Genomic DNA, 19613 nt, shown 5'->3' with positions numbered 1-19613 from the left:
GAGGCTTTCAAGCCTCTCCTGTCATCGCGTTCCGGTTTCGAGCGTGGGGCGGTCAGGGTTTATTGGCGACCAGCAAGACCTGATCCGGGTAGGCGCCAATGGCGCGAAGACCGATATCTCCCGAGGTGATATCCAGATACGCCCGCTGACCATTGGCGGAGGTTACCGTGCTGCTCATCAGATAGACATAGCCCTCATTGACCTCTTTACCGCCCCCCGCCATGGCGCGCGGAAAAATGGCTTCATTGAGAGAGGGCTTGTAGCAGGCATGCTCGACCAGGGTTGCCAGCTCCTTGATGTCGGGCAGGCGCCACTGGCTGATACCGCCGAAGTGATAGAGCGCATGGCTGCTGTCACTGCGGATCCGCTCCGCCACTTGCAGCCCCTGCTGCCAGTAGTAAACGGTCGGTTCACCCAGGCAACTGCTGCCACTCCATGTCTGCCCCAGTTTGCATCGCATCCAGGTGAGGCCGGTGTGTTGATCCGTGACGGTGCCGTTGCCATGGTCAAGAAAACGGGCAGAGGGGGCGGTGCGATCCATGGTGTCATCACAAATGGCAGCACCGTGGGCCAGGGGGGCCATCAGTGCCATCATGGCGAACGAAAAGCGATAAAGGCTCATGATATTCCTCGGATTATTGGGGAGTAGCGACCAGTCGTACCTGCATCAGCTCGATATAGGTATCTTGCTGCACCAGCGCGGGATAGGTGGTGCCCGCATCTTCTCCCAGGAGCAGGACTGTGCGTTTGCTGATGGGGCCACCGGAGAAGCGCTGAGCTGTGTTGCTGGTGGCGCTCCAGTAGTAGCCATGGTAGGTGTCATCTTCCGAGGGGGCGATATCCGGGAAGTAACGGGTATCCACGATGATGCGCTGACCCAGCGGGTCCTTGGCCAGGCTGCCGTAGTGCATCAGTGACATCAGTTCACCCATGGTGGGCAGCCGCCACTGGCTGATGCCGCAGTGCTGCTCGCCATTGAGCCACTGCTGATACGCGCGGGTGGTCAACATGGTGGTCAGCGCCTGTGCCCGGGCGAGGGCCGACAGATCTCCTTCGGCGGTGAGCTGTTCGATCCTGTTATGAATATGCTGGTAGGCCGCTTGCTGCTCGCCTGCGGTCGCCTTGAACTGCTCATCCTCATAGGCAAAGGGTCTGCTTTTCCAGGCCGGACTCAAGGGATCGTCCGATTTGACCTCCCACACCAGACCGGTATTGAGATCCTTGACGCACTGCCAACTCGGCGCGTTGTCAGGGAGCGCCTGACCGCGATCATCGAGCTTACGATAGGCAAGCTGGGGACGAGTGCGATTCCAGCTGGCATCTTGTCCCGGATAGTCATCGGGTTCCTGTTCCAGCAGCGGGTCGTTGCCATCGCTGAAGGTGGTGACGCCAGTGACGGTCAGCAGGTTGCGTGGCTGCTGCTGCACCAGCAGGGTCAGCAGCTCGCTTTGGGTCTCTTCAGCAAACTGGCCGTTGCGCTGCCACTCCTGAGCCAATTGCGCCAGCATCAGGCTGATGGCGCGATAGCTGGTGGTGAGCAACTGGGTCTCCTTGGCGGTGGCAAGGCGTGTGCGGGCCTGTTGCTGCAAGCTGATCGCCACCTGTTGTAGCGCCTGATCAAACTGGCCGAGACCTGCGAGGGCCGCGCGGTCGCTGCCCGGTTGCAGCGGCGCGAGAGCGGCCAGCAGCTGCGTCAGTGCGCGATCGGCGGCCACCCCTTCGGCAATGCGGCTCTGCAACAGGGTGCTGAGCAGGGTCGGTTGTAGCCGTTGTGGATCCCCTTTGGCGGCCGGATGCGCCAGCAACAGCCCTCCGCTCCTCGGTACGAACAGCAGGGGCGAGTTGACGATGTTGGCCGAACGGCTGACCAGGGCCACAACTCCTTCGCCGCTGACGGCAGGGTCGGCAGGATCACATTGCCAGTTCTGATCCAGATCGGCGCACAGGGTACCGGCAGTCGGCAGGGCGACATCGACCCGGTAGTCCGGGATCGCCAGTGGTGCGTTATCTTCCCCGCCGCCACAGGCGCTGAGCAGGGCTGAGAGGGTTGCAATAACCAGTACGGATGGTTTCACTTCACATTCCTTGATTCGGTCACAGGTTCACGGGGGCGGTAACCCCCGTGGTACAGGATTCAACGGCGCGGGGTGCTCCGGCGCCAGAGGCGGGGCCAGAGGGCCAGCAACAGCAGCAGGGGGGAAGCCGTGCCGCCACCCCCTTCATCCTGCTCAAGGGGAACGATGCCGGTGTTGGGCAGGGCTTCATCCTTGTCGCAGCGGGCGCCGACTTGCTGGGCTACCCGCCAGTTGCGCAACTGACCGGTGTCACCGGCGCTGGTGTCGTTGATCTCCAGCAGCCAGCGGCCAGCGAGCGGTTCGCCGTGCAGCTTATCGAGTGATTCGAACGGTACCAGTTCACGGGGGAACTCCCCCTTGAGCCGGGTATGGCTGGCGTAACCCTTGTTCCACAGGCTGATCCGGGTACCGTAAGGGGAGGTGAGCCAGATCTCCAGCTGCTCCAACTTGCTGTGCTCCAGATCGAGGGCGACCACGAATCCGCTGTCGATGCGGGCCTTGCTCTCGGGCAGGGTGAGAGTGAAGCGGGACAGGCCGTGCCGTTCACCGCTCACCGCATCCTTGATCTGGCCACCCTGGCCGATGGCCCGCTGCCAGAGCGGTTCACCGATCGGCAGTTGCAGGTCAAGACGGGTCTGGCGCTCGGTGGGGCTGGGCAGGGTGAGCTGGAACTGCAGCGGCAAGGTGACTGCCTCGCCACAGGTCAGGTTGCTCGCTGCTTCCAGCGGCAGGGTCCAGCGGGCGGTGCCATCGGCGTTGAGCTCTCCCTGCCAGTGATCGTCACCCATGAGCCCCTTGCTCGGGAGCAGGCTGGTGTCAGCCACGGTCAGGGGGCGGCCGCTTTGGTTGGTCAATTCGATGGCGAGGCTCTTTTTCTCCCCGGGCAACAGGTAGCTGTCATCGGCAAGGCGGGCCGCGATGGGGGTGGGCAGCAGGGCGTGGTGGCGGAAGGCCTGCTCCAGCAGCTTGCCATAACTGCGATCCGGATAGAGGCGGTTGGCGGTATCCACGGTGACCCGCGCCAGCTGGGGCATCCGCACCTGCGGGCCGAGGCCGAAGTGGGATTCAATCAGCAGGGTATCGAACTCGTCACGGGCTACCTCGCCATACTGTTCAACGGCCTGGCGCAGCGCGGTGAAGAGCGGAGTGCCCCACAGCTGGTCGCCGTTGCTGCCGTTGATGGTGAGGTGAGCCGGATAGAGGAAGCCCGGATGATAGCGCGCCCGCAGATCGTCGAGCTGACGGGGCGTCCGGCCGCTGATCCTGGCATCCCAGTTGAAGACCATGAAAGGCTCGAACTGACGGGCTTCGGGACTGCGCTGGCGCCAGCTGGCGGCCAGATAGTCGCTAAAGCCCTCGCCGATGGCCCCCCAGTCCCCCTCGTCTCCCATGTCGGGCAGGATATGGTGCTGCACCGCATGGCCAAACTCGTGCCAGATCACCATGGGATCTTCCGCGTCGGGTACCCCTATCCGGCCAATTTCCAACCGGCGAAGGAAGGGGTCATAGAGGGAGTTGTCCTGCTCCCCGGCATCGGTATCGATGGCCAGGGGGCCACCCATCAGCGTCGGGTAGCCAAGGGATTCCACATGGCGCTGGGCCAGATCCAGATGGTAGTAGCCATTGATATCGAGGAAGGCGGGCTGCTGGTGATCCAGCTGGAAGCCATCGGCATCAGGGCTGCTAAAGGGAGCTGTTTCCGGCTCCGTGCCATCCACGACCCGCGCGCGAGGGCCGCTTAGCTGGTAGGTGTCATCCACCTTTTGTACCCTGAGCGGGACGGTGCGATAGGCCCGGTTGTCCAGCACCAGATCGTGGCGCCACAGCAGGTTGCCATCTTGCAGCTGGGTGCGGGGATCGAGGGCAAAGATGCGGGCCTGCACCGTGGCCGCTTCCCCAACCTGCGGGGCAGGCTCGGCTTGGCTGCTGGCCTCTTGCAGCGTGCGCCCCAGCAGGGCACTGCCATCACAGGTGAAAAACAGTTGCCAGTGGCTGCTCTTGCTGTTGCCCGGCTGGCTTTCCACCGCCAGCAGACGCCAGGCCGCAGTCAGGGTGTCGCCATCCTGCCAGTACCAGGGCTGGGCTTCGTCACTGCCAGCGAATTGCCACACCGTACCATCCAGCGTGGCGGTATAGGCATCCACCCCGGCGCGGCTTGCTTCATCACATGGCGTCGCCTGTGCCTGCATCAGCCGGGTATTGTGATAAAGGCGCCACGGGCGACCCTGCTCATCGAGACTGACGGCGGCCATCAGGCCGGCGATCGGTGCGCCATTGAGCTGCTGACGATAATGCAGATAGTGGCCCAGCTTGCCTTGGCGCTGATAGGCCGGGGCATCACTCAGGATGACGCCGAGCTGCTGCTCGAGCCAGAGGCGGGGATCGGCCGGGGCGTCCTGTTCGACAAAACGCAGTTCGGCGGCCTGAGTGGCAAAGCCAGCCAGCCCCAGCAAGAGGGCGGGCAACAGGGGTTTCATAGTGGTACTCCCAATCAGCGGCTGGGTCATTGATTGATCCCCGCCAGATGCAACAAGAAGGCAAATTCACGAGCCCGATCGCCACCACCGGCGCGGTGGCCTCCCTCCAGTTCGGTCAGCAGCAGGTAGGGGCCGGAGCCCGTGCTGTGCTCCCGCAGGCGGGCCAGCCACTTGACCGGCTCCCAGTAGGGCACCTGGCTGTCGTGCAGGGCGGTAGTGACCAGCAGGGGCGGGTAGGGGGCGCGGTGCAGGTTGTCGTAGGGGCTGATGCGGCGCATCGCCTGATACTCTGCGGGCTTGGCCGGGTTGCCCCACTCCTGATACTCCTGACGGGTCAAGGGGAGGGCAGGATCGCTCATGGTGCCGAGCATATCGACGAAGGGAACCTGCAACACGGCGCCGCTAAAGAGTGTCGGTTGCTGGTTGAGGGCCGCAGCAACCAGCGTGCCCCCCGCACTGCCCCCCATGGCAAACAGGGGCAGGGGAGCAGAGTCGGGCGACCAGTGGCGCAGGGCGTTGCCGGCGGCGATAAAGTCGCTGATGCCGTTCTGCTTGTGGATGCCCCGTCCGTCGCGGGTCCACTGCTCCCCCAGCATGCCGCCGCCGCGCACATGGGCGATGGCGTAGACAAAGCCCCGATCCAGCAGGCTTAACAGCTCTTTCTGGTAGTAGGGGCGCATCGGTGTGCCATAGGCGCCATAGCCGTAGAGCAGTACGGCGCGGGGGGCCAGATCCTTGCGCCACACCAGCGAGACAGGCACCCGGGTGCCATCGGCAGAGGTGATCCAGCGCCGCTCGCTCTGATAGGGCAATGCTTTATTGCCTGCGGTGTGCTGGTCGTTGATCCAGTGGCCGCTGTTTAAATCCAGCCAGCGCTGGCCGGGGGGCTGGCTCAAGCCCTGACTGCGCACCTGAATGCGGTCGCTGGCCGGGTCATGTTCTCCTTGCAGCCAGCCGGTACCGGCGCCACTGGCCAGCGGCAGGCGCTGGCGTTCATGGCCGTTGCGATCGAGCAGGGCGAGCCAATCCTCCCCCTGCTGGCGAAACTGCACCACCAGATGGCGATCAAACAGTCGCCACTTGTCGGGATCGCCGAGATCCTCCCCTTTGGCGGGCCACAGGCGCTGCCACTCACCGAGCGGCGTGCTGGCTGAGTAGAGGGCAAACGCCCCCTCCCGGTTGCTCTTGATCACCCAGCCGGATTGGCTGTCCAGATAGTATTCCACCCCGCGCTGGCGGGGTTTGACCTGCTGCGGCTTGCCCGAGTCGAGCAGGTACTGCTCCGAGCTGTCGTGGTTGTTGCCCTGCAACACCAGATGCTGGCCATCCGTGGTGCGATAGAGGCTGAGCAGCCAGGCGGGATCCTGCTCCTCATAGAGAGTCTGCTCCTGGCCATTCTGCCAGCCACGCAGCTGCCAGGGGCGCAGGGTGTCGCGCTCGTTGGCGATGGTGTAGAGGGTGCGACCATCTTGTGACCAGGCGAGATCAGCGCTGCGCTGCGCCAAACTGGCCAGCGCCTTGCCGCTTTGGAGATCGAGCAGGGTGACCTGATAGTCGAGATCGCCGCGCCTGTCTTCGGCGATGGCCAGCGTGCGGTTATCCGGGCTCAGGGCCCAGCCGCCCGCGTTGTAATAGCCCTCACCCGCTCTGGCGGGAAGCCGCTGCTGCACCTTACCCCCGTGGCGTTGCCAGAGTGAGCCATCCGGGCGCAGCTGCCATGCCTGATCGCCGCGGACAAGCCAGTTGTCTGGCACTGGTTCCCCCGCCGGATGGCGGGCAAACTCGGCGCGCAAGGTTGCTTCCAGCGGCTGCTGCGCGGCGAGCTGCTGCTCGCTCCAGCGATTTTGCTGCTTGAGCAGGGCGAGAATGGCCGGGTTGCTGCGGCTCTCGTCCCGCAACCAGAAGTAGGGATCCTGGCGTACGGGATTGCCTGAAATCAGGTGTGGCTGGGACGGGATCGGGGGTGGCAGGGCCTCTTGCGCCCACGCCAACGGGACGGCCAGCAGGGCCGCCATGATTGCATGATGTTTCATCACATCCCCACGAAACGGTAGCTGAGGCTGGCTGACAGGTAGCGGCCGCTCTGGCTGTAGAGGGAGGTGTCGCTGCCAGCCGGGAGTCCGGCCACATCCTGATAGCGGACATAGCGGGTATCGAGCAGGTTGCCGATGGTGGCATTGACCTTGAGCGCCTCGGTGATCTGCCAGTCGCCGGTGAGATCCAGGCTGAACCAGCCTGCGCTGCTCTGGCAGGCACCGTTGTAGCCAGTCTGCGCACTGGCGCACTGGGGCACCTTGGTCATGGCGGCGGCATAGTTGCCACTGAGCTCAACCCCCCAGTCGAGCTGTTGCCAGCGCAGGGTGGTGTTGCCTTCCAGAGGTGTCTGGGTGCGCAGCGGCTCACCGCGGTGATCCTTGCCATCCATCCAGGCCAGATTGGTCGAAAGCTCCCACTCGTCGCTCAGCCAGAGGCTGGCGGCCAGCTCGGCGCCCCAGGTTTCTGCTTTGGCAACGTTGCGATACTGGCGCAGGAAGACACCGTCATCGAGGCGAAAACCGGTCTGGCGCCAGTCGATGAAGTTGTAGTAGCGGTTGTAGAAAACGGCCGGTTTGACACTCCAGTTGTCGCTTTGGCCATTCACTCCCCACTCCAGGCTGTGGCTGGTCTCCTCCTTGAGGTTGGGGTTGGCAATGATCTCGAACGGCGGCATGGCAAAGTAGTGGGGAATGTTGCCGTAAACCTGATCGTAAGCGGGGGCGCGGAAGCCGTTGGCATAGCTGAGCCAGCTGCGCCATGTCTCGTTGAAGCGGTAACTGGCCGCCACACTGGGGGAGATGTGGTCGCTGTGGTTCTCGGCCAGATTGCTGTCCGGCGCACGCAGGCGCTGGCGGTCAAAGCGCAGGGTCGGGGTAAACTGCCAGTTGCCCAGATCGATCACATCGCTCAGCCAGATGCCATCGCGGCGGGTCTCGGCCTTGCTGAAGGGGGCTTTCTGTCCCTGGGTGGTGATGCCATCTTCCAGGGTCAGATTGCTGACCGGTCGCTCGTGGTTGGCCTGCTCCAGCTCCACACCGTAGCTGAAGGTGTGATCCAGCGAGCCGGTGCTCAGCTTGCTCTGCAGCTCCAGCTCACTGCCAAGGCGCAGCTCCTCGAACGTGGAGAGGGTGCGCTGGCTGCGATATCTGGGATAGCCGCTCAGGGCATCGTTGCGCAGCAGCTGGCGCTGGTTGGCTTCGTTGCGTGACTGGTTGCCAAACAGGCTCCAGTTGAGGGTATCGACCATGCCCAGATCGTTGGCTTCCCAACTGAACTTGCCGCCCTGGGTGCGCTGATCGCCATCTTCCTGAAAACCGACCACGTCCCAGCTGCCATCGGGTTGGGGCACCGCTTTGGGCCCCATCTGGCGTTTGGCGTGATCCTCGTAGTAGTCCAGCTCCAGCCGCAGAGCGTGATGGGCATTGAGGGGGAGGCGGCTGCTGGTGGAGGCACTCATGCCATCCAGATCCGCCGGAATGCGGTTCTCTTCAAAGTTGGCGGTTTCGTTGCCGCGCCAGCCGGAGAGGCGCAACAGATGTTCGCTCTCCAGTGCCCGTACCGCGCCGGTCATGCTGAGCTTCTTCTTGTTGCTGTCGCCACCGTAGAGGGTCTTGGCCGCCAGATAGCTATCTTGCTGTTGCAGATAATCTTCCGGCTGCTTGGTATTCATCACCACGGTGCCGCCGATGGCATCGGAGCCATGCAGGGAGGAGCCGGCCCCCTTGGCCACCTCAATCTGCTTGATGTCATCAAGGTCGAAGTTGAAGCGACCCACCTTGTCATTGATGTTGTCGGCGCCAAAGCCGTCGCTGACGCGCACCCCATCCTTGATCAGCAGGATACGGTTGCCACCGATGCCGCGCACGCTGATGTTTTGCGGTCGCCCGGCAGAGCCGGTGACCGAGACACCGGGGATCTTGCGAAACACATGGGTCAGCTCGCTGGCGACCTGACGGTCCAGCTCTTCCTGGGTGATGACGGTGATGGAGCCGGAAACATCGGAGAGTTTCTGTTGTACCCGTTGCCCGGTGACAATGATGGTGTCGTCGCTGCGAGCCTTCTCCACAGGGGGAAGATCGGCCGCGCCAGCGGAGGCACACAGGAGTGCCGGCCATGCCTGAAGCAGTTTGTTCATAATGATAATTGTTTTTATTTAAGCCTGAGGGGCGGCATTATTGCAGAGGCCTGACCACTTGACAATAAATGGCAATCATTATCATTAAGATCTTATGGTGTTGATATTATTGAGTTATTTGTTTTTAAAAAGAGGCTCCCGCGCGAAGCGGGAGCGGGGGGATCAGGGCTTGAGCAGTTGCAGTGACTCTTCTGCTGCCTTGCCTTGAGAGAGGGTGATATCGACCCGGCGGTTCGCCTGGCGATGTTCGGGGGTGTCATTGGCAAAGCGGGGTTGGGTGTCGGCAACACCTTGTGCAATGACCCGTTTGGCATCCAGCTTGGGGTTGGCCAGCATGGTCTGCACGATGGAGGAGGCCCGCAGCACCGAGAGCTCCCAGTTGTTGCGATAGAGCTCCACCGGCGCCTGGGAGTCATCGGTATGGCCGGTGACCACCACCTGCCCCGGGATATTGGCCAAAATGCCGGAGATCTTATGGACCAATGGAACGAACTGAGGCTGCAGGAACGCCGAATCGGAGGGGAACAGCGCCTTCTCGCCGATGCGGATCACCAGCTGGCTGCCGAGCTGTTCAACCTCCAGATCCTTCGATTCGATCTGGGCCTTGAGCTGCTGCTCCAGCTTCTGCTTGGTCACCTGCACCCACTCCTGCTCCTTGGTCTTGTGCGGCCAGGCTTCGGTGGCACTCGGCTTCTCCGAGGCACCTATGGTCTCGTTGAAGGGGTCCGATGCCGCCATGGGGGCATCTTTCTCCAGTACAGTCTCCTCTTTCGGGCTGCTCGGCGTAGTTTTTGATTCCGGTTCGAGAATGCCGGTACCGCCCTGCATGACCGGCGAACCGGCAGGCGGGGAGATGAGGCCGATTTTACCCAGCGACTCGATAAAGCCCTGGATAATCACCCGGGTTTCGGACTGCTTGGCCATGGCAAAGGAGTAGAGCACCACAAACAGGGCGAACAACAGGGTCATGAAGTCGGCATAGGAGACCAGCCAGCGTTCGTGGTTCTCCGGCGCTTCAGCCTTTTTCTTTTTGGCCACCGTGACCTCCCAGATAAGGTTCGAGGGTAACTTGCAGGCGCGCTTGGGATTCGCCATCCACGATGCAGAGAATGCCGGTCAGGGTCATCTCCTTGTAGTGGCGGATCTGGTGGGCAAAGCCTTTGTAGCGGTTGCCGAACGGCAAGAAGATCAGGTTGGCTGCGGATACCCCGTAGATGGTGGCGATAAAGGCCACCGCGATGGCGCCGCCCAGCTTGTCGGGGGCATCCAGCAGACCCATGGCGTGGATCAGGCCAAATACCGCCCCGACGATCCCCATGGTCGGGCAGTAGCCGCCCATGGCTTCGTAGAATTTGACCGTCTGTTCGAGATCTTCCTGCTCGAACTCGATCTCGTTCTCCAGCACCTCGTGTATCTTGGTTTTCTCGTAACCATCAACCATCATCTGCACCCCTTTCTTCAGGAAAGGATCCTTGATCTCGTCGATCATCCCTTCCAGCGCCAGCATGCCGCTGCGGCGTGCGTTGCCTGCCAGGGTCTCCAGTAACTGGGCCTGTTCATGCATGTCGAGCTTGAGGGGGGAGAGCAGCCATTTGAAACGCTTCATGGTGCTGCCGACGACGGAGAAGGGGAACTGGGTCAGCGCAGCACCTATGGTGCCGCCGATTACGATAAGAAATGCGGGCAGATCGAGCAGGGCGCTGGGATGTCCACCCTCGATCATGTTGCCGCCCAGGATGGCGATCAATGCCAGGACCAGGCCAATCAAGCTCATTTTTTATACATCCCTGAATATTGATAATGGCTAGTGTAGCTATTTAAGTATCAGTTTTTCAAAATGATATCCAATCGATGAGCAATTAATGGGCGCTGGGTAACGTCCATAAAAGAAGGCGTGTTGCGGTCATGGGATGGCCTTGCAATGATCTTGTTGCCTGGAAGGATGCTTGTCGGGTAGGGCAATCACAAAAGCAAGGTAGGGGCGGGTGCTGGAAATACGAAAAGCGGTGATGTCCATCAGTGCTTTGCAAACCGGGGGGGAGCGCGTGGATGATCTGCCACTGCGTGGCTTGTGCTCCCTTGTCGGCATAGGTGTTTGCCGGAAAGCAAAAAACCGACCCTGAGGTCGGTTTTTTTAAATTTGGCGGTGAGGGAGGGATTCGAACCCTCGATACGTTGCCGTATACACACTTTCCAGGCGTGCTCCTTCAGCCACTCGGACACCTCACCAAATTTTCGTTCGCTGCGCTGTTGCGCTGGAACGGGGCGTAATTTAGGGGAAAGGACTGTGTGGGTCAACCTCTTTTCCCCTTATTTTTCATAATCTTTTCCGAATGCCTAACCCTTGTGCAGAATGCCGGTTTTTTAAACCGGATCAGGGCTTGTCGAGGATGATCAGACTGTCCGGCAGCTCGTTTTGATCCCGGGTGGCCGGGAAGGCGTCGGTCAGAATGGCGCTGACGCGCTCCACGCACTCCAGAAAACCCTGTTCGATCTCCTTGTTGCGCACTCGCGTCACGAAGTCGTCGATGATCTCCTGCCACTGGCCATTGTCGATATGCTGGGCGATGCCGTCATCCACCAGTATTTCTACATAGTGCTCGGCGGCCGAGACGAAGATCAGCACCCCGAGCCGGTCGCGAGTGCGGTGTAGCCCCTGCTCGACAAATTGCAGGCGGGCCATCAGGGCCGCCCGGTGCTGGCGAACCTTCTTCGGGATGAGCCGCATCTTGATGGGGGTCCAGTGGAATAGCAGGCTCAGCAGCAGCCAGACCGACCACTGCACCAGCAGGATTTCGTACCAGCCGAGCCAGAAACCGAGCTGGAACACCAGCAGCGGGGTGAGCATCGCCAGCAGCGCCGCCCAGAGGGTGGGAATGTAGCGATAGCCATCGCTGGCCGGTGCCAGCACGGTGACCAGTTCAGCATCAGTTTCAAGCTCCGCTTCGCGCACCTTGGCCTGAAGCGTGTGGAAGAACTGTTTAGAAATCATGATTTGTCTCTTTACTCCTGTTACCAGCCACCGGAGGCTCCGCCACCGCCAAAACTGCCGCCGCCACCGCTGAATCCGCCGCCAGAGCGGCCACCAAAGGAGCCGGCACCTAATCCACCGGCCATGTAGGTCGACCGACGTCGTCCTCCCGGCCCACCGCCACCACCCCCGCGCAGGTTGTGGAGCACGATCATCGCAATCACCACCAGAATAAACAGCCAGGGGCCGCCACCGTTGTCACTCTTTGGCTGCTCGACCGGCTGATACTCTCCGGCGAGTGCTTTCATGATGCTCTGGCTGCCCGCCATGATCCCGGCCACCATATCGCCGCGCTTGAAGGCGGGCAGGATGCGGCCATGGATGATGTTGGCTGCGATGGCGTCGGGCAGGGCGCCTTCCAATCCATAGCCTACCTCGATCCGCACCTTGCGCTCATCCTGGGCGATCAGCAACAACACGCCATTGTTTTTGTCTTTCTGGCCGATCCCCCAGTGGCGACCGAGCTGGTAGCCATACTCCTCGATAGTCTCCCCATCGAGGCTGTCGACAGAGACCACCACCAGCTGGATACCGCTGCGCTTTTCAAAGGCGGCCAGCTGTTGGGTCAGTTGATGGGCCTGTTTGCGGGACATCAGACTGGCTTCATCCACCACCCGTCCGCTCAGCGTCGGGAAGTCCGGTGCCGCTTGCAGGGCACTGGCCCAGAGCAGCAGACAGGGAAGAAACCAGCGCAGCATCATCTTCATTGGAAGCTGACCTTGGGCGCCTCATCGGCACCGGGTTTGGCACTGAAACTGGGTTTGGCCTCCAGATCCGAGTAGAGCAGCTTGGACCAGATAACGCCGGGGAAGGTGCGGATCTCGGTATTAAACTGGCGCACCGCCTCGATATAGTCGCGGCGAGCCACCGAGATACGGTTCTCGGTTCCTTCCAACTGGGCCTGCAGAGCAAGGAACTGCTGATCCGCTTTCAGCTCGGGGTAGCGTTCTACCACCACCATCAGGCGGGAGAGGGCACTGGATAGCTGGTTTTGCGCCGCTTCAAACTCCTTGAGCTGGGCAGGATCGCTCACCTGTACGCTGCCGACCCGGGCACGGGCATCGGTGACCGCCTTGAGGGTCTCCTGCTCATGGCTGGCGTAGCCCTTGACGGTGGCCACCAGATTGGGGATGAGATCGGCGCGGCGCTGATACTGGTTCTCCACCTGCCCCCAGCTCGCCTTGACCTGCTCATCCAGGGTCGGAATGTTGTTCATGCCGCAGCCGGTCAGGCCGAGCAGCAGGGTCAGGGTCAACAGGCTCTGCGTGGTTCTGCGCCAGAGTGATGTGGCCATCTTGTTGTTCTCCTTTGATATTTCGAGTCGATAGTGCGCCATGGATGGTGTACGACCAAGCGTGCATCACCATACCAGCTTGGGGTCAGTTGCCACAACGCGCAGGTAGCTCAGGTCGCTTGTTGATGCCGGATACCTTGGGCAGCTGGGGCTTGTCTTTGAGCCAGGATGCCAGCTCTTCCCCGCAGCCATTGCCGGGCGGAATGGGAGCCTGGGGCTCGCAATCGGGGCTGCCTGTCGGGCAGCGCAGCCGCACGTGGAAGTGGCTGAAGTGGCCCACCCAGGGGCGCAGCTTGGCGACCCAGGGCTCGCTACCAGCCTGCTGGCAGACTGCGGATTTGATCACCGGATTGACGAAGATGCGGGCCACCTCGGGCTTGCTGGCCGCCAGCCGCAGCAGGGTGAGCTGCTGGGGGCCAAAGCGGCCCGGCAACATCTTGTAGCTGGGTTCGTCGATCAGCGCCCACTCCTTGGGGGCATCCTGCTCCCATTTGCTGATGGGGCGGTTGGCCATGCGAAACCAGATATCGGCATCAAGGCCAGTCTGGTGGCTTCGATGGCCGGAGGTAAAGGGGCCGCCACGGGCCATCGCCAGATCGGCGATATAGAGATCCGGCAGCCCGGCCATGCGGGTCTGGTTGGCCAGTGCTTGCAGATAGTGGATGAGGTCGGGGTGGCCGTAGTAGCGCAGCCGTTTGGTGCGGATCACCTGATAACCCGGCCCTTCGAGGGGCAGGGATACGCCGTTTTTCAAACAACCGGCGGCATAACCGCCGATGGCTTCTGCTTGCAATACGGTCGCCAGCAACAGGGATGTCAGCATGTGCGTGCTCCTTGTTTTGCTTCGAGTCGGCTCAGCAGTACGAACAGACTCAAACATATAAATAAATAGGCCGCGGCCACCAGCAGCCAGATCTCGTAGACCAGTCCGCTGGAGTTGGCCATTTCGGTGCCAACGAAGGTGAGATCCTGCACCGAAATAAGCGAAACGATGGCGGTATCCTTTACCAGCGCGATGAGCTGACCGGTGAGGGGGGGCAGCATCAGCAGCATGGCCTGCGGCAGGATCACATGGCGCAGCCGCACCCAGGGGGAGAGCCCGAGGCTCTGTGCCGCCTCCCACTGGCCACGGGGGATGGCGGCCAGCCCGGCGCGGACGATCTCGGCGACGAAGGCTGCGCTGATCATGCCAACGCAGAGGGTGCCTGAGATGAGGTTCTCCCAGCGGGCAGGTGGGCCAAACAGCGCCTCTTGCCACGAGGAGAGTGATACGGTGCCGAGCCAGCGGGAGAGGCCGCTCGCGGGCAGCAGCTGGTTGGAGATAAAAAAGTAGAAGATGAAGATAAAGACCAGTGGCGGCAGATTGCGGATCAGCTGGATAAACAGGGTCGCGGGGATCACCAGCCAGGGGCGGCGGCTGAAGGCGGCTACCCCCAAGGCAGTGCCGAGCAGCAGCGCCAGCACCATGCCGAGCAGGGCGATGCGCATGGTGGTGAACAGACCGCTAAAAAAGTAGGGCAACTCGCCGTGAGGACCAGGGGTGAACAGCAGATCGAAGGCCTCATGCCAGCGCCACTGATAGGCCACCCCGATGTGCAAGCGGCTGGCCAGCCAGAGGCCAGCCAGCAGCAGGATCAGGGCGATCGCCCCATCCAGCCCGTTGATGTTCCGACATGGCTTCCGGACGATGCGCCGGATGGTCTCTTTTAGAGCAATCAGCATCAGGGATTGGCGACCTGCGCTTCCCACGCCAGCGACTTGAACCAGTAGTCATGGCGCGCCTTGAGCCAGCCATCGGCCTGACGGGCGGCGATCCACTCGTTGAACTGTTCAGCTAGCGCATCATCCCCTTTGCGCAGGGCAAAGCCTTCATCGCCTTGTGCCAACGGTTTGGCAAACGGCATAAAGAGGGCATCCGGGTGGCGCAGCGCCTCTTGCTCGGGTTTCGGGGAAGAGGAGAGGGCGCCGTGGGCGCGGCCGTTCAGCACCTCCTGAAATACCTGTGACTCGTCATCAAACTGGCGCAGGGTGGCCTTGGGGAAGTGTTCTTTTGCCACCTGTACCGGTGAGGCGCCACGGCGTACCGCCAGGATCACCCCGCGCTGGTTGAAGTCCGCCAAGGTTTTCTTCTCTTTGGCCAGGGTGCTGGAGGCGGCCAGCTGCACCCCCGAATGGGAGTAGGCATGGGTGAAGCGCACGCTCTTCTCCCGCTCGGGGGTGATGGTGAGGCCGCCGATGATGACGTCATATTTTTTCGCCAACAGGGAGGGGATGATGCCATCCCAGGCGGTAGGCACGAACTCTACCTGCCAGCCGTTGTCGGTGGCGAGGCGACGGGCCACGTCAATCTCGAAACCGATCAGTGCCCCCTGCTTGTCGCGCATCGCCCAGGGGGCGAAGGTGGACATGCCGACCCGCAGGGTACCGCTCTGCTCGATCTGCGCCTGGGTGTCGGAGGGGGCAGTTTCTGCCAGTGCCGGATTGAGCAGGCTTGCCAGCAGCAGGGCAGCGCCCGACAGGGTGGTCTTGAATGACAGATTCATGGTTAGCGTCCTTGTTGATCCGGATTCAGGTGACGGGCCAGTGCCCGCGAACAGGCTGACAGCGTCAGGGTTAACAGCAAATAGAGGGCAGCCACGGTAAACCACACCTCAAAGGTCAGAAACGTATCGGCAACCAGAGTACGCCCTTCGTTGGTCAGATCGAAGATGGCGATCACACTCACCAGCGCCGAATGTTTGATAAGGGAGACCAGCTCGTTGGTCAGCGGCGGCAAGGTGATGCGCACCAGCTGGGGCAGGATCACCTTGCGCAGGGTGATGGCCCGTGACAAGCCAAGCGACTGGGCTGCCTCCCACTGTCCTCTGGGAATGGCCTGTACGCCTGCACGCAAGACCTCGGCGGTGAAGGCCCCCTGATAGAGGGAGAGGCTCAAAACGGCGCAGGCAAGGGGGGCCAATCCTAGCATGGGGCCCAGCAAGAAATAGAGAATATAAAGTTGCACCAGCTGGGGCGTGGTACGCACCAGCGCCAGATAGGCGATGGCTAGCCAGGGGCCGAGCCGGGATGGAAGCAGCCGCAGGCTAACCAGGCACACTCCGACCGCCATCGTGCCCAACAGACTGATCAGCGCCACCTGCAAAGTGACCAGCAGGCCGTTTAGCAAGGGGCCGGCATAAAAAGTTCCCTCATCCCATTCACCGAGAAAGGGCAACACCCGCGGCCACTGCCACTCATAGCCCATCTGGCGAGCGCCGCTATAGAGCGCCCAGCCCAGTAGCGCAGAGAGCATCACAGTGCCTGACAACCAGTCAAGCAGGCGGGGGCGTTTGAGCCTAGCCATGATAGCTAAGCACCTGTTCGAGGAAGGCCCGGGTGCGCGGGTGCCGGGGGGCGTTGAACAGCTGGGCGGGCGGGGCCGACTCGATGATCTTGCCCTCGTCCATAAAGAGCACCCGATCAGCCACCTGACGGGCAAAGCCCATCTCGTGGGTGACGCAGATCAGGGTCATCCCCTCGTCAGCCAGCTCGCGGATCACATCGAGCACTTCGCGGATCATCTCGGGGTCGAGGGCGGAGGTGGGCTCGTCAAACAGCATCAGCTCGGGTTGCATGCAGAGGGAGCGGGCGATGGCGACCCGCTGCTGCTGGCCGCCTGAGAGCTGGTGGGGGTACTTGTCGGCCTGCGCCTGAATGCGCACCCGCTCGAGCAGTCCGAGCGCCCGGACTTTGGCCTCCTGAGGGTGCAACCCCAGGGTATGCACCGGCGCCACCATCAGGTTTTCCAGCACCGTCATATGGGGGAAGAGGTTGAACTGCTGAAACACCATGCCGACCCGACCTTGCAGGCGACGCAAGTAGGCGGGGGTTACCGGCTCGCCAAACAGGAACAGCTGGCCGCCGTCGATCCCCTCCAACCCGTTGATGGTGCGGATCAGGGTCGATTTTCCCGAGCCTGACGGGCCACAGATGACCCACTTCTCTCCTCGTTCAATGGTGAGATCGATGTGATGAAGAGCCTGAAAATCGCCATAGAATTTGTCGACGCCACAAAAGCGCACACAGGGTTGCGAGCTGGTCAAGAAGCAGGGTTCCACTGAGAATCATTTACGCCATGGTATTGATTTTATAGAGGGATGACAAAGAAAACCCCCTTGTCAGCATCCTGATGGCTATTCACAATGGCGCCATTTCGTGATGACAGGAGCTTTTCATGCGTATTACATCCTTGCTTGCCGGTTCGCAGGTGCAGCTGTTGATGCCGCCAGCGGTTCGCTATCGCTGCGTCATTTTTCTGTTGTTGCTGGTGAGTTGGGGCGTGGTGGTGGCCGCCTTGTGGGATGGCTGGGGCGCCATGGCGCTGCTCAACTGGGTGGGCGTGGTCTTTGGTGGCATCACCGGGATCATGGTGTCGCTGCCCCGCAGCTGGCAGCCCTGGCGCCTGGCGGAGCTGGGGTGGGATGAACAGCATATCTATCTGCTCAATGGCAACAAGGATGAGGCGCTGGCGCTGCCCCGCAGTCAGTTGGTGGCGCTCGAACGGGAGCGGCGAGTGGGTCACGACGGCCAGTGGCTCGACTTCAGCCTCGATCTGCAACTGAGTGAAGAGGAGCTGGCGGCGGCCATGGCCTTGCTGGATCTCAAGGCGGGGGAGCTCCATCTGGTGAGCCCGTCTGTCTATCGCTTCGGCTTTAAACGGGCCTGGCACGGTTGCCGGATGTTGGCGCAACGGTTGTCAGATCTGCAATCGGCCTGAGTCGACTATTTTCTCGACAATTCCCGGCAAAGCTCAGATACTGCCAGTGACTCGAATTGATCTTGTCTGCACTGTTAACCCAAGAGATCAATCACTTGACGACAGTGTGGAGAAGGCCACGGCATGAAGCCATGGCAGGTCCGGCATAGGGGTTGTGCCCTTACCGTTATGCTGGGAATTGCATAGAGAAGGCACCTTGAATCGAGAGTGGATGGCATGAAGATTTACGTAGGAAATCTGTCGTACCGGATGACGGCCGACGAACTGAAAACCCTGTTCAGCCAGTTTGGACAGGTCGACAAGGTTGATATCATCATCGATCGCGATACCGGCCAGTCAAAGGGGTTTGGTTTTATTGAAATGCCGGTCAATGGTGATGCCGAAAAGGCCATCGCTGGTCTGCATGGCACTGAAGTCGGTGGCCGTACCATCACCGTCAACCAGGCCAAACCGAAGACAGATGCTCCCCGTGGTCGCCCGCAACAGCGCCACCGCTAAGGTGCCTCGGCAATAAAAAAACGGCATGGGTTTCCCCCATGCCGTTTTTGTTTCTGGACGTTTTGCTGTTATCAGGGGACGTCGTAACCGAGCGCCGCCTTGCGGATGCGGAACCACTGCTGGCGATTGAGGACGATGGATTCGGCGGCCACGGCGGCAGCAATCCGCTCCCGTTTGCCGGAGCCAATCAATGGCAGCGGCTGGCTTGGCAGCATCATCACCCAGGCGTAGACCACCTGCTCGATAGTCTGGGCGCCCACTTCCTGACGGATCTGCTCCAGTTCGGCACGCAGCGGGGCATAGGCGTCATCGCTGAACAGTCGGCCGCCGCCGAGGCATGACCAGGCCATCGGCTTGATGCCAAGCTGCTGGCACTGATCCAGGGTACCATCGAGGGTCCCTTCCTGATGAAGCGGCGAGATCTCCAGCTGGTTGGTGACCAGCGGGAAGGGGAGGCGCGATTGCAGCAACTCGAACTGACGGGCGGTGAAGTTGGATACCCCGGCGTGCTTGATCTTGCCCGCCTGTTTCAGGGTGATAAAGGCGTCGGCCACTTCATCGGCGTTCATCAGGGGATCCGGGCGGTGGATCAGCAGCAGGTCCAGATGGTCGGTGCCGAGCTTGCGCAGCGAGGCCTCGGCGCTGGCGATGATATGGTCCTTGCCGGTGTTGTAGTGGTTGAGAGCATGCTCCGGCTTGGCGGTGAGGGCGATACCGCACTTGCTGACGATCTCCATCCGGCTGCGCAGGGAAGGCTCGAGGCGTAGGGCGTGACCAAAGGCCTCTTCGCACTGGTAGCCACCATAGATATCGGCGTGATCGATGGTGGTGATCCCCAGATCCAGATGATATTTCATCAGATCGAGCAGAGCGGCCGGAGAGAGCTGCCACTCCATCAGGTGCCAGTAACCCATGATGAGGCGAGAGAAGGTGGGGCCTTGCGGATGCAGGGCGACACGGGATACAGACATGGTTGACTCCTTGAGAAACGCGATGCGAAAACGATGTGCAACATAGATGACTGCGGGCATCTTGGCCCCATGTGGCTGGCAAAGCAATAATGGGCAGTGGCATGATTCGAACTTTGGTTCTGATCGCAGAGTAGGAGAGAGAGTTGGATGGAAGGATTTGCCGAGCGCTTGCAGAGCCTGATCGGGGAGATGAGCGTGAGCGCGTTTGCCCGCAAGGTGGGGCTCAGTGAAGCGCTGATCCGCAAATATTTAAGGCTATGTCCCAATTACGTGTTGCATGGGGTGCCCCAGCGCCTCATGCAAACATGCTTTGATATTCACGCCCCTCCCGTAACGCTCC

Annotated in this window: 18 protein-coding genes, 1 tRNA gene and 1 pseudogene; 3 read left to right on the top strand and 17 right to left on the bottom strand. The window is 61.4% G+C overall.

All coding sequences use genetic code 11. The annotated features are described in order from the left end of the window. Positions 1-52: 52 nt before the first annotated feature. From ACW5W8_RS07725 to ACW5W8_RS07650, 16 genes are all read right to left on the bottom strand, one after another. Entirely contained in the window at positions 53-622 is a 570-nt protein-coding gene (locus ACW5W8_RS07725; RefSeq protein ID WP_236267878.1) for an Lcl C-terminal domain-containing protein, read from the bottom strand. Positions 623-635: 13 nt separating this feature from the next. Further along, positions 636-2075: an Lcl C-terminal domain-containing protein gene (locus ACW5W8_RS07720; protein ID WP_498627194.1), complete on the bottom strand. Its 1440-nt coding sequence runs from the start codon at positions 2073-2075 to the stop codon at positions 636-638. Between the two features lie 59 nt (positions 2076-2134). Beyond that, the gene (locus tag ACW5W8_RS07715; protein WP_498627193.1) at positions 2135-4582 is read right to left on the bottom strand and encodes a proprotein convertase P-domain-containing protein; all 2448 of its coding nucleotides are present in this window, start codon (positions 4580-4582) and stop codon (positions 2135-2137) included. Beyond that, positions 4579-6585 carry a prolyl oligopeptidase family serine peptidase gene (locus tag ACW5W8_RS07710; RefSeq protein WP_498627192.1) on the bottom strand — a complete coding sequence of 669 codons (2007 nt, stop codon included), beginning with the start codon at positions 6583-6585 and terminating at the stop codon, positions 4579-4581. Before ACW5W8_RS07710 ends, ACW5W8_RS07715 begins: the two co-directional genes overlap by 4 nt. Then, entirely contained in the window at positions 6585-8723 is a 2139-nt protein-coding gene (locus ACW5W8_RS07705) for a TonB-dependent hemoglobin/transferrin/lactoferrin family receptor (RefSeq protein ID WP_498627190.1), read from the bottom strand. Before ACW5W8_RS07705 ends, ACW5W8_RS07710 begins: the two co-directional genes overlap by 1 nt. A gap of 162 nt (positions 8724-8885) precedes the next feature. Then, entirely contained in the window at positions 8886-9761 is an 876-nt protein-coding gene (locus ACW5W8_RS07700) for a flagellar motor protein MotB (protein WP_498627188.1), read from the bottom strand. After that, a complete protein-coding gene (locus ACW5W8_RS07695; RefSeq protein WP_042056089.1) occupies positions 9739-10497 on the bottom strand; it encodes a flagellar motor protein in 759 nt (252 codons plus the stop codon). Before ACW5W8_RS07695 ends, ACW5W8_RS07700 begins: the two co-directional genes overlap by 23 nt. A gap of 367 nt (positions 10498-10864) precedes the next feature. Continuing rightward, a tRNA-Ser gene (locus ACW5W8_RS07690) sits at positions 10865-10952 on the bottom strand. Between the two features lie 145 nt (positions 10953-11097). Then, positions 11098-11715, bottom strand: coding sequence for a TPM domain-containing protein (locus ACW5W8_RS07685; protein WP_098969672.1), 618 nt, complete (start codon positions 11713-11715; stop codon positions 11098-11100). Positions 11716-11735: 20 nt separating this feature from the next. Further along, complete coding sequence (locus ACW5W8_RS07680; protein WP_150998917.1) at positions 11736-12461, bottom strand: TPM domain-containing protein; 726 nt, start codon at positions 12459-12461, stop codon at positions 11736-11738. Next, a complete protein-coding gene (locus tag ACW5W8_RS07675) occupies positions 12458-13048 on the bottom strand; it encodes a LemA family protein (RefSeq protein WP_005346564.1) in 591 nt (196 codons plus the stop codon). Before ACW5W8_RS07675 ends, ACW5W8_RS07680 begins: the two co-directional genes overlap by 4 nt. A gap of 85 nt (positions 13049-13133) precedes the next feature. Then, complete coding sequence (gene mepA, locus ACW5W8_RS07670) at positions 13134-13871, bottom strand: penicillin-insensitive murein endopeptidase (RefSeq protein WP_498627185.1); 738 nt, start codon at positions 13869-13871, stop codon at positions 13134-13136. After that, the gene (locus ACW5W8_RS07665; RefSeq protein ID WP_498627183.1) at positions 13865-14770 is read right to left on the bottom strand and encodes an amino acid ABC transporter permease; all 906 of its coding nucleotides are present in this window, start codon (positions 14768-14770) and stop codon (positions 13865-13867) included. The genes mepA and ACW5W8_RS07665 overlap by 7 nt, the downstream gene beginning before the upstream one ends. After that, positions 14770-15591 carry a transporter substrate-binding domain-containing protein gene (locus ACW5W8_RS07660; RefSeq protein WP_498627181.1) on the bottom strand — a complete coding sequence of 274 codons (822 nt, stop codon included), beginning with the start codon at positions 15589-15591 and terminating at the stop codon, positions 14770-14772. The genes ACW5W8_RS07665 and ACW5W8_RS07660 overlap by 1 nt, the downstream gene beginning before the upstream one ends. 2 nt (positions 15592-15593) lie before the next feature. Then, positions 15594-16391 (bottom strand): amino acid ABC transporter permease, encoded by a 798-nt coding sequence (locus tag ACW5W8_RS07655; RefSeq protein WP_498627180.1) that lies wholly within the window; start codon positions 16389-16391, stop codon positions 15594-15596. Further along, the gene (locus ACW5W8_RS07650; protein WP_498627179.1) at positions 16384-17130 is read right to left on the bottom strand and encodes an amino acid ABC transporter ATP-binding protein; all 747 of its coding nucleotides are present in this window, start codon (positions 17128-17130) and stop codon (positions 16384-16386) included. Before ACW5W8_RS07650 ends, ACW5W8_RS07655 begins: the two co-directional genes overlap by 8 nt. Before the next feature lie 131 nt (positions 17131-17261). On the opposite strand from ACW5W8_RS07650, the gene ACW5W8_RS07645 reads away from it, so the two are divergent. Together ACW5W8_RS07645 and rbp are read left to right on the top strand one after the other, a co-directional pair. Continuing rightward, positions 17262-17804 (top strand): hypothetical protein, encoded by a 543-nt coding sequence (locus ACW5W8_RS07645; RefSeq protein ID WP_498627178.1) that lies wholly within the window; start codon positions 17262-17264, stop codon positions 17802-17804. A gap of 216 nt (positions 17805-18020) precedes the next feature. Continuing rightward, positions 18021-18302 carry an RNA-binding regulator gene (rbp, locus tag ACW5W8_RS07640; RefSeq protein WP_005337180.1) on the top strand — a complete coding sequence of 94 codons (282 nt, stop codon included), beginning with the start codon at positions 18021-18023 and terminating at the stop codon, positions 18300-18302. A gap of 71 nt (positions 18303-18373) precedes the next feature. Here rbp and ACW5W8_RS07635 read toward each other — a convergent pair whose 3' ends face one another. Then, positions 18374-19273: an aldo/keto reductase gene (locus tag ACW5W8_RS07635; protein ID WP_498627176.1), complete on the bottom strand. Its 900-nt coding sequence runs from the start codon at positions 19271-19273 to the stop codon at positions 18374-18376. Between the two features lie 147 nt (positions 19274-19420). Between ACW5W8_RS07635 and ACW5W8_RS07630 the strand changes: the two are divergent. After that, positions 19421-19528 (top strand): annotated as a pseudogene (locus tag ACW5W8_RS07630) (XRE family transcriptional regulator); the annotation flags it as partial. Between the last annotated feature and the right edge of the window lie 85 nt (positions 19529-19613).

Source organism: Aeromonas aquatilis (genome assembly GCF_054052405.1).
This window is presented reverse-complemented; position numbering and strand designations above follow the sequence as displayed.

Excerpts from the sequence above, each read along its gene's own strand:
- ACW5W8_RS07685 (WP_098969672.1), bottom strand. The coding sequence starts at position 11,715 with ATGATTTCTAAACAGTTCTTCCACACGCTTCAGGCCAAGGTGCGCGAA.
- ACW5W8_RS07665 (WP_498627183.1), bottom strand. The coding sequence starts at position 14,770 with ATGCTGATTGCTCTAAAAGAGACCATCCGGCGCATCGTCCGGAAGCCA.
- ACW5W8_RS07645 (WP_498627178.1), top strand. The coding sequence starts at position 17,262 with ATGCGTATTACATCCTTGCTTGCCGGTTCGCAGGTGCAGCTGTTGATG.
- ACW5W8_RS07695 (WP_042056089.1), bottom strand. The coding sequence starts at position 10,497 with ATGAGCTTGATTGGCCTGGTCCTGGCATTGATCGCCATCCTGGGCGGC.
- mepA (WP_498627185.1), bottom strand. The coding sequence starts at position 13,871 with ATGCTGACATCCCTGTTGCTGGCGACCGTATTGCAAGCAGAAGCCATC.
- ACW5W8_RS07655 (WP_498627180.1), bottom strand. The coding sequence starts at position 16,391 with ATGGCTAGGCTCAAACGCCCCCGCCTGCTTGACTGGTTGTCAGGCACT.
- rbp (WP_005337180.1), top strand. The coding sequence starts at position 18,021 with ATGAAGATTTACGTAGGAAATCTGTCGTACCGGATGACGGCCGACGAA.
- ACW5W8_RS07680 (WP_150998917.1), bottom strand. The coding sequence starts at position 12,461 with ATGAAGATGATGCTGCGCTGGTTTCTTCCCTGTCTGCTGCTCTGGGCC.
- ACW5W8_RS07705 (WP_498627190.1), bottom strand. The coding sequence starts at position 8,723 with ATGAACAAACTGCTTCAGGCATGGCCGGCACTCCTGTGTGCCTCCGCT.
- ACW5W8_RS07660 (WP_498627181.1), bottom strand. The coding sequence starts at position 15,591 with ATGAATCTGTCATTCAAGACCACCCTGTCGGGCGCTGCCCTGCTGCTG.
- ACW5W8_RS07710 (WP_498627192.1), bottom strand. The coding sequence starts at position 6,585 with ATGAAACATCATGCAATCATGGCGGCCCTGCTGGCCGTCCCGTTGGCG.
- ACW5W8_RS07675 (WP_005346564.1), bottom strand. The coding sequence starts at position 13,048 with ATGGCCACATCACTCTGGCGCAGAACCACGCAGAGCCTGTTGACCCTG.
- ACW5W8_RS07725 (WP_236267878.1), bottom strand. The coding sequence starts at position 622 with ATGAGCCTTTATCGCTTTTCGTTCGCCATGATGGCACTGATGGCCCCC.
- ACW5W8_RS07715 (WP_498627193.1), bottom strand. The coding sequence starts at position 4,582 with ATGACCCAGCCGCTGATTGGGAGTACCACTATGAAACCCCTGTTGCCC.
- ACW5W8_RS07635 (WP_498627176.1), bottom strand. The coding sequence starts at position 19,273 with ATGTCTGTATCCCGTGTCGCCCTGCATCCGCAAGGCCCCACCTTCTCT.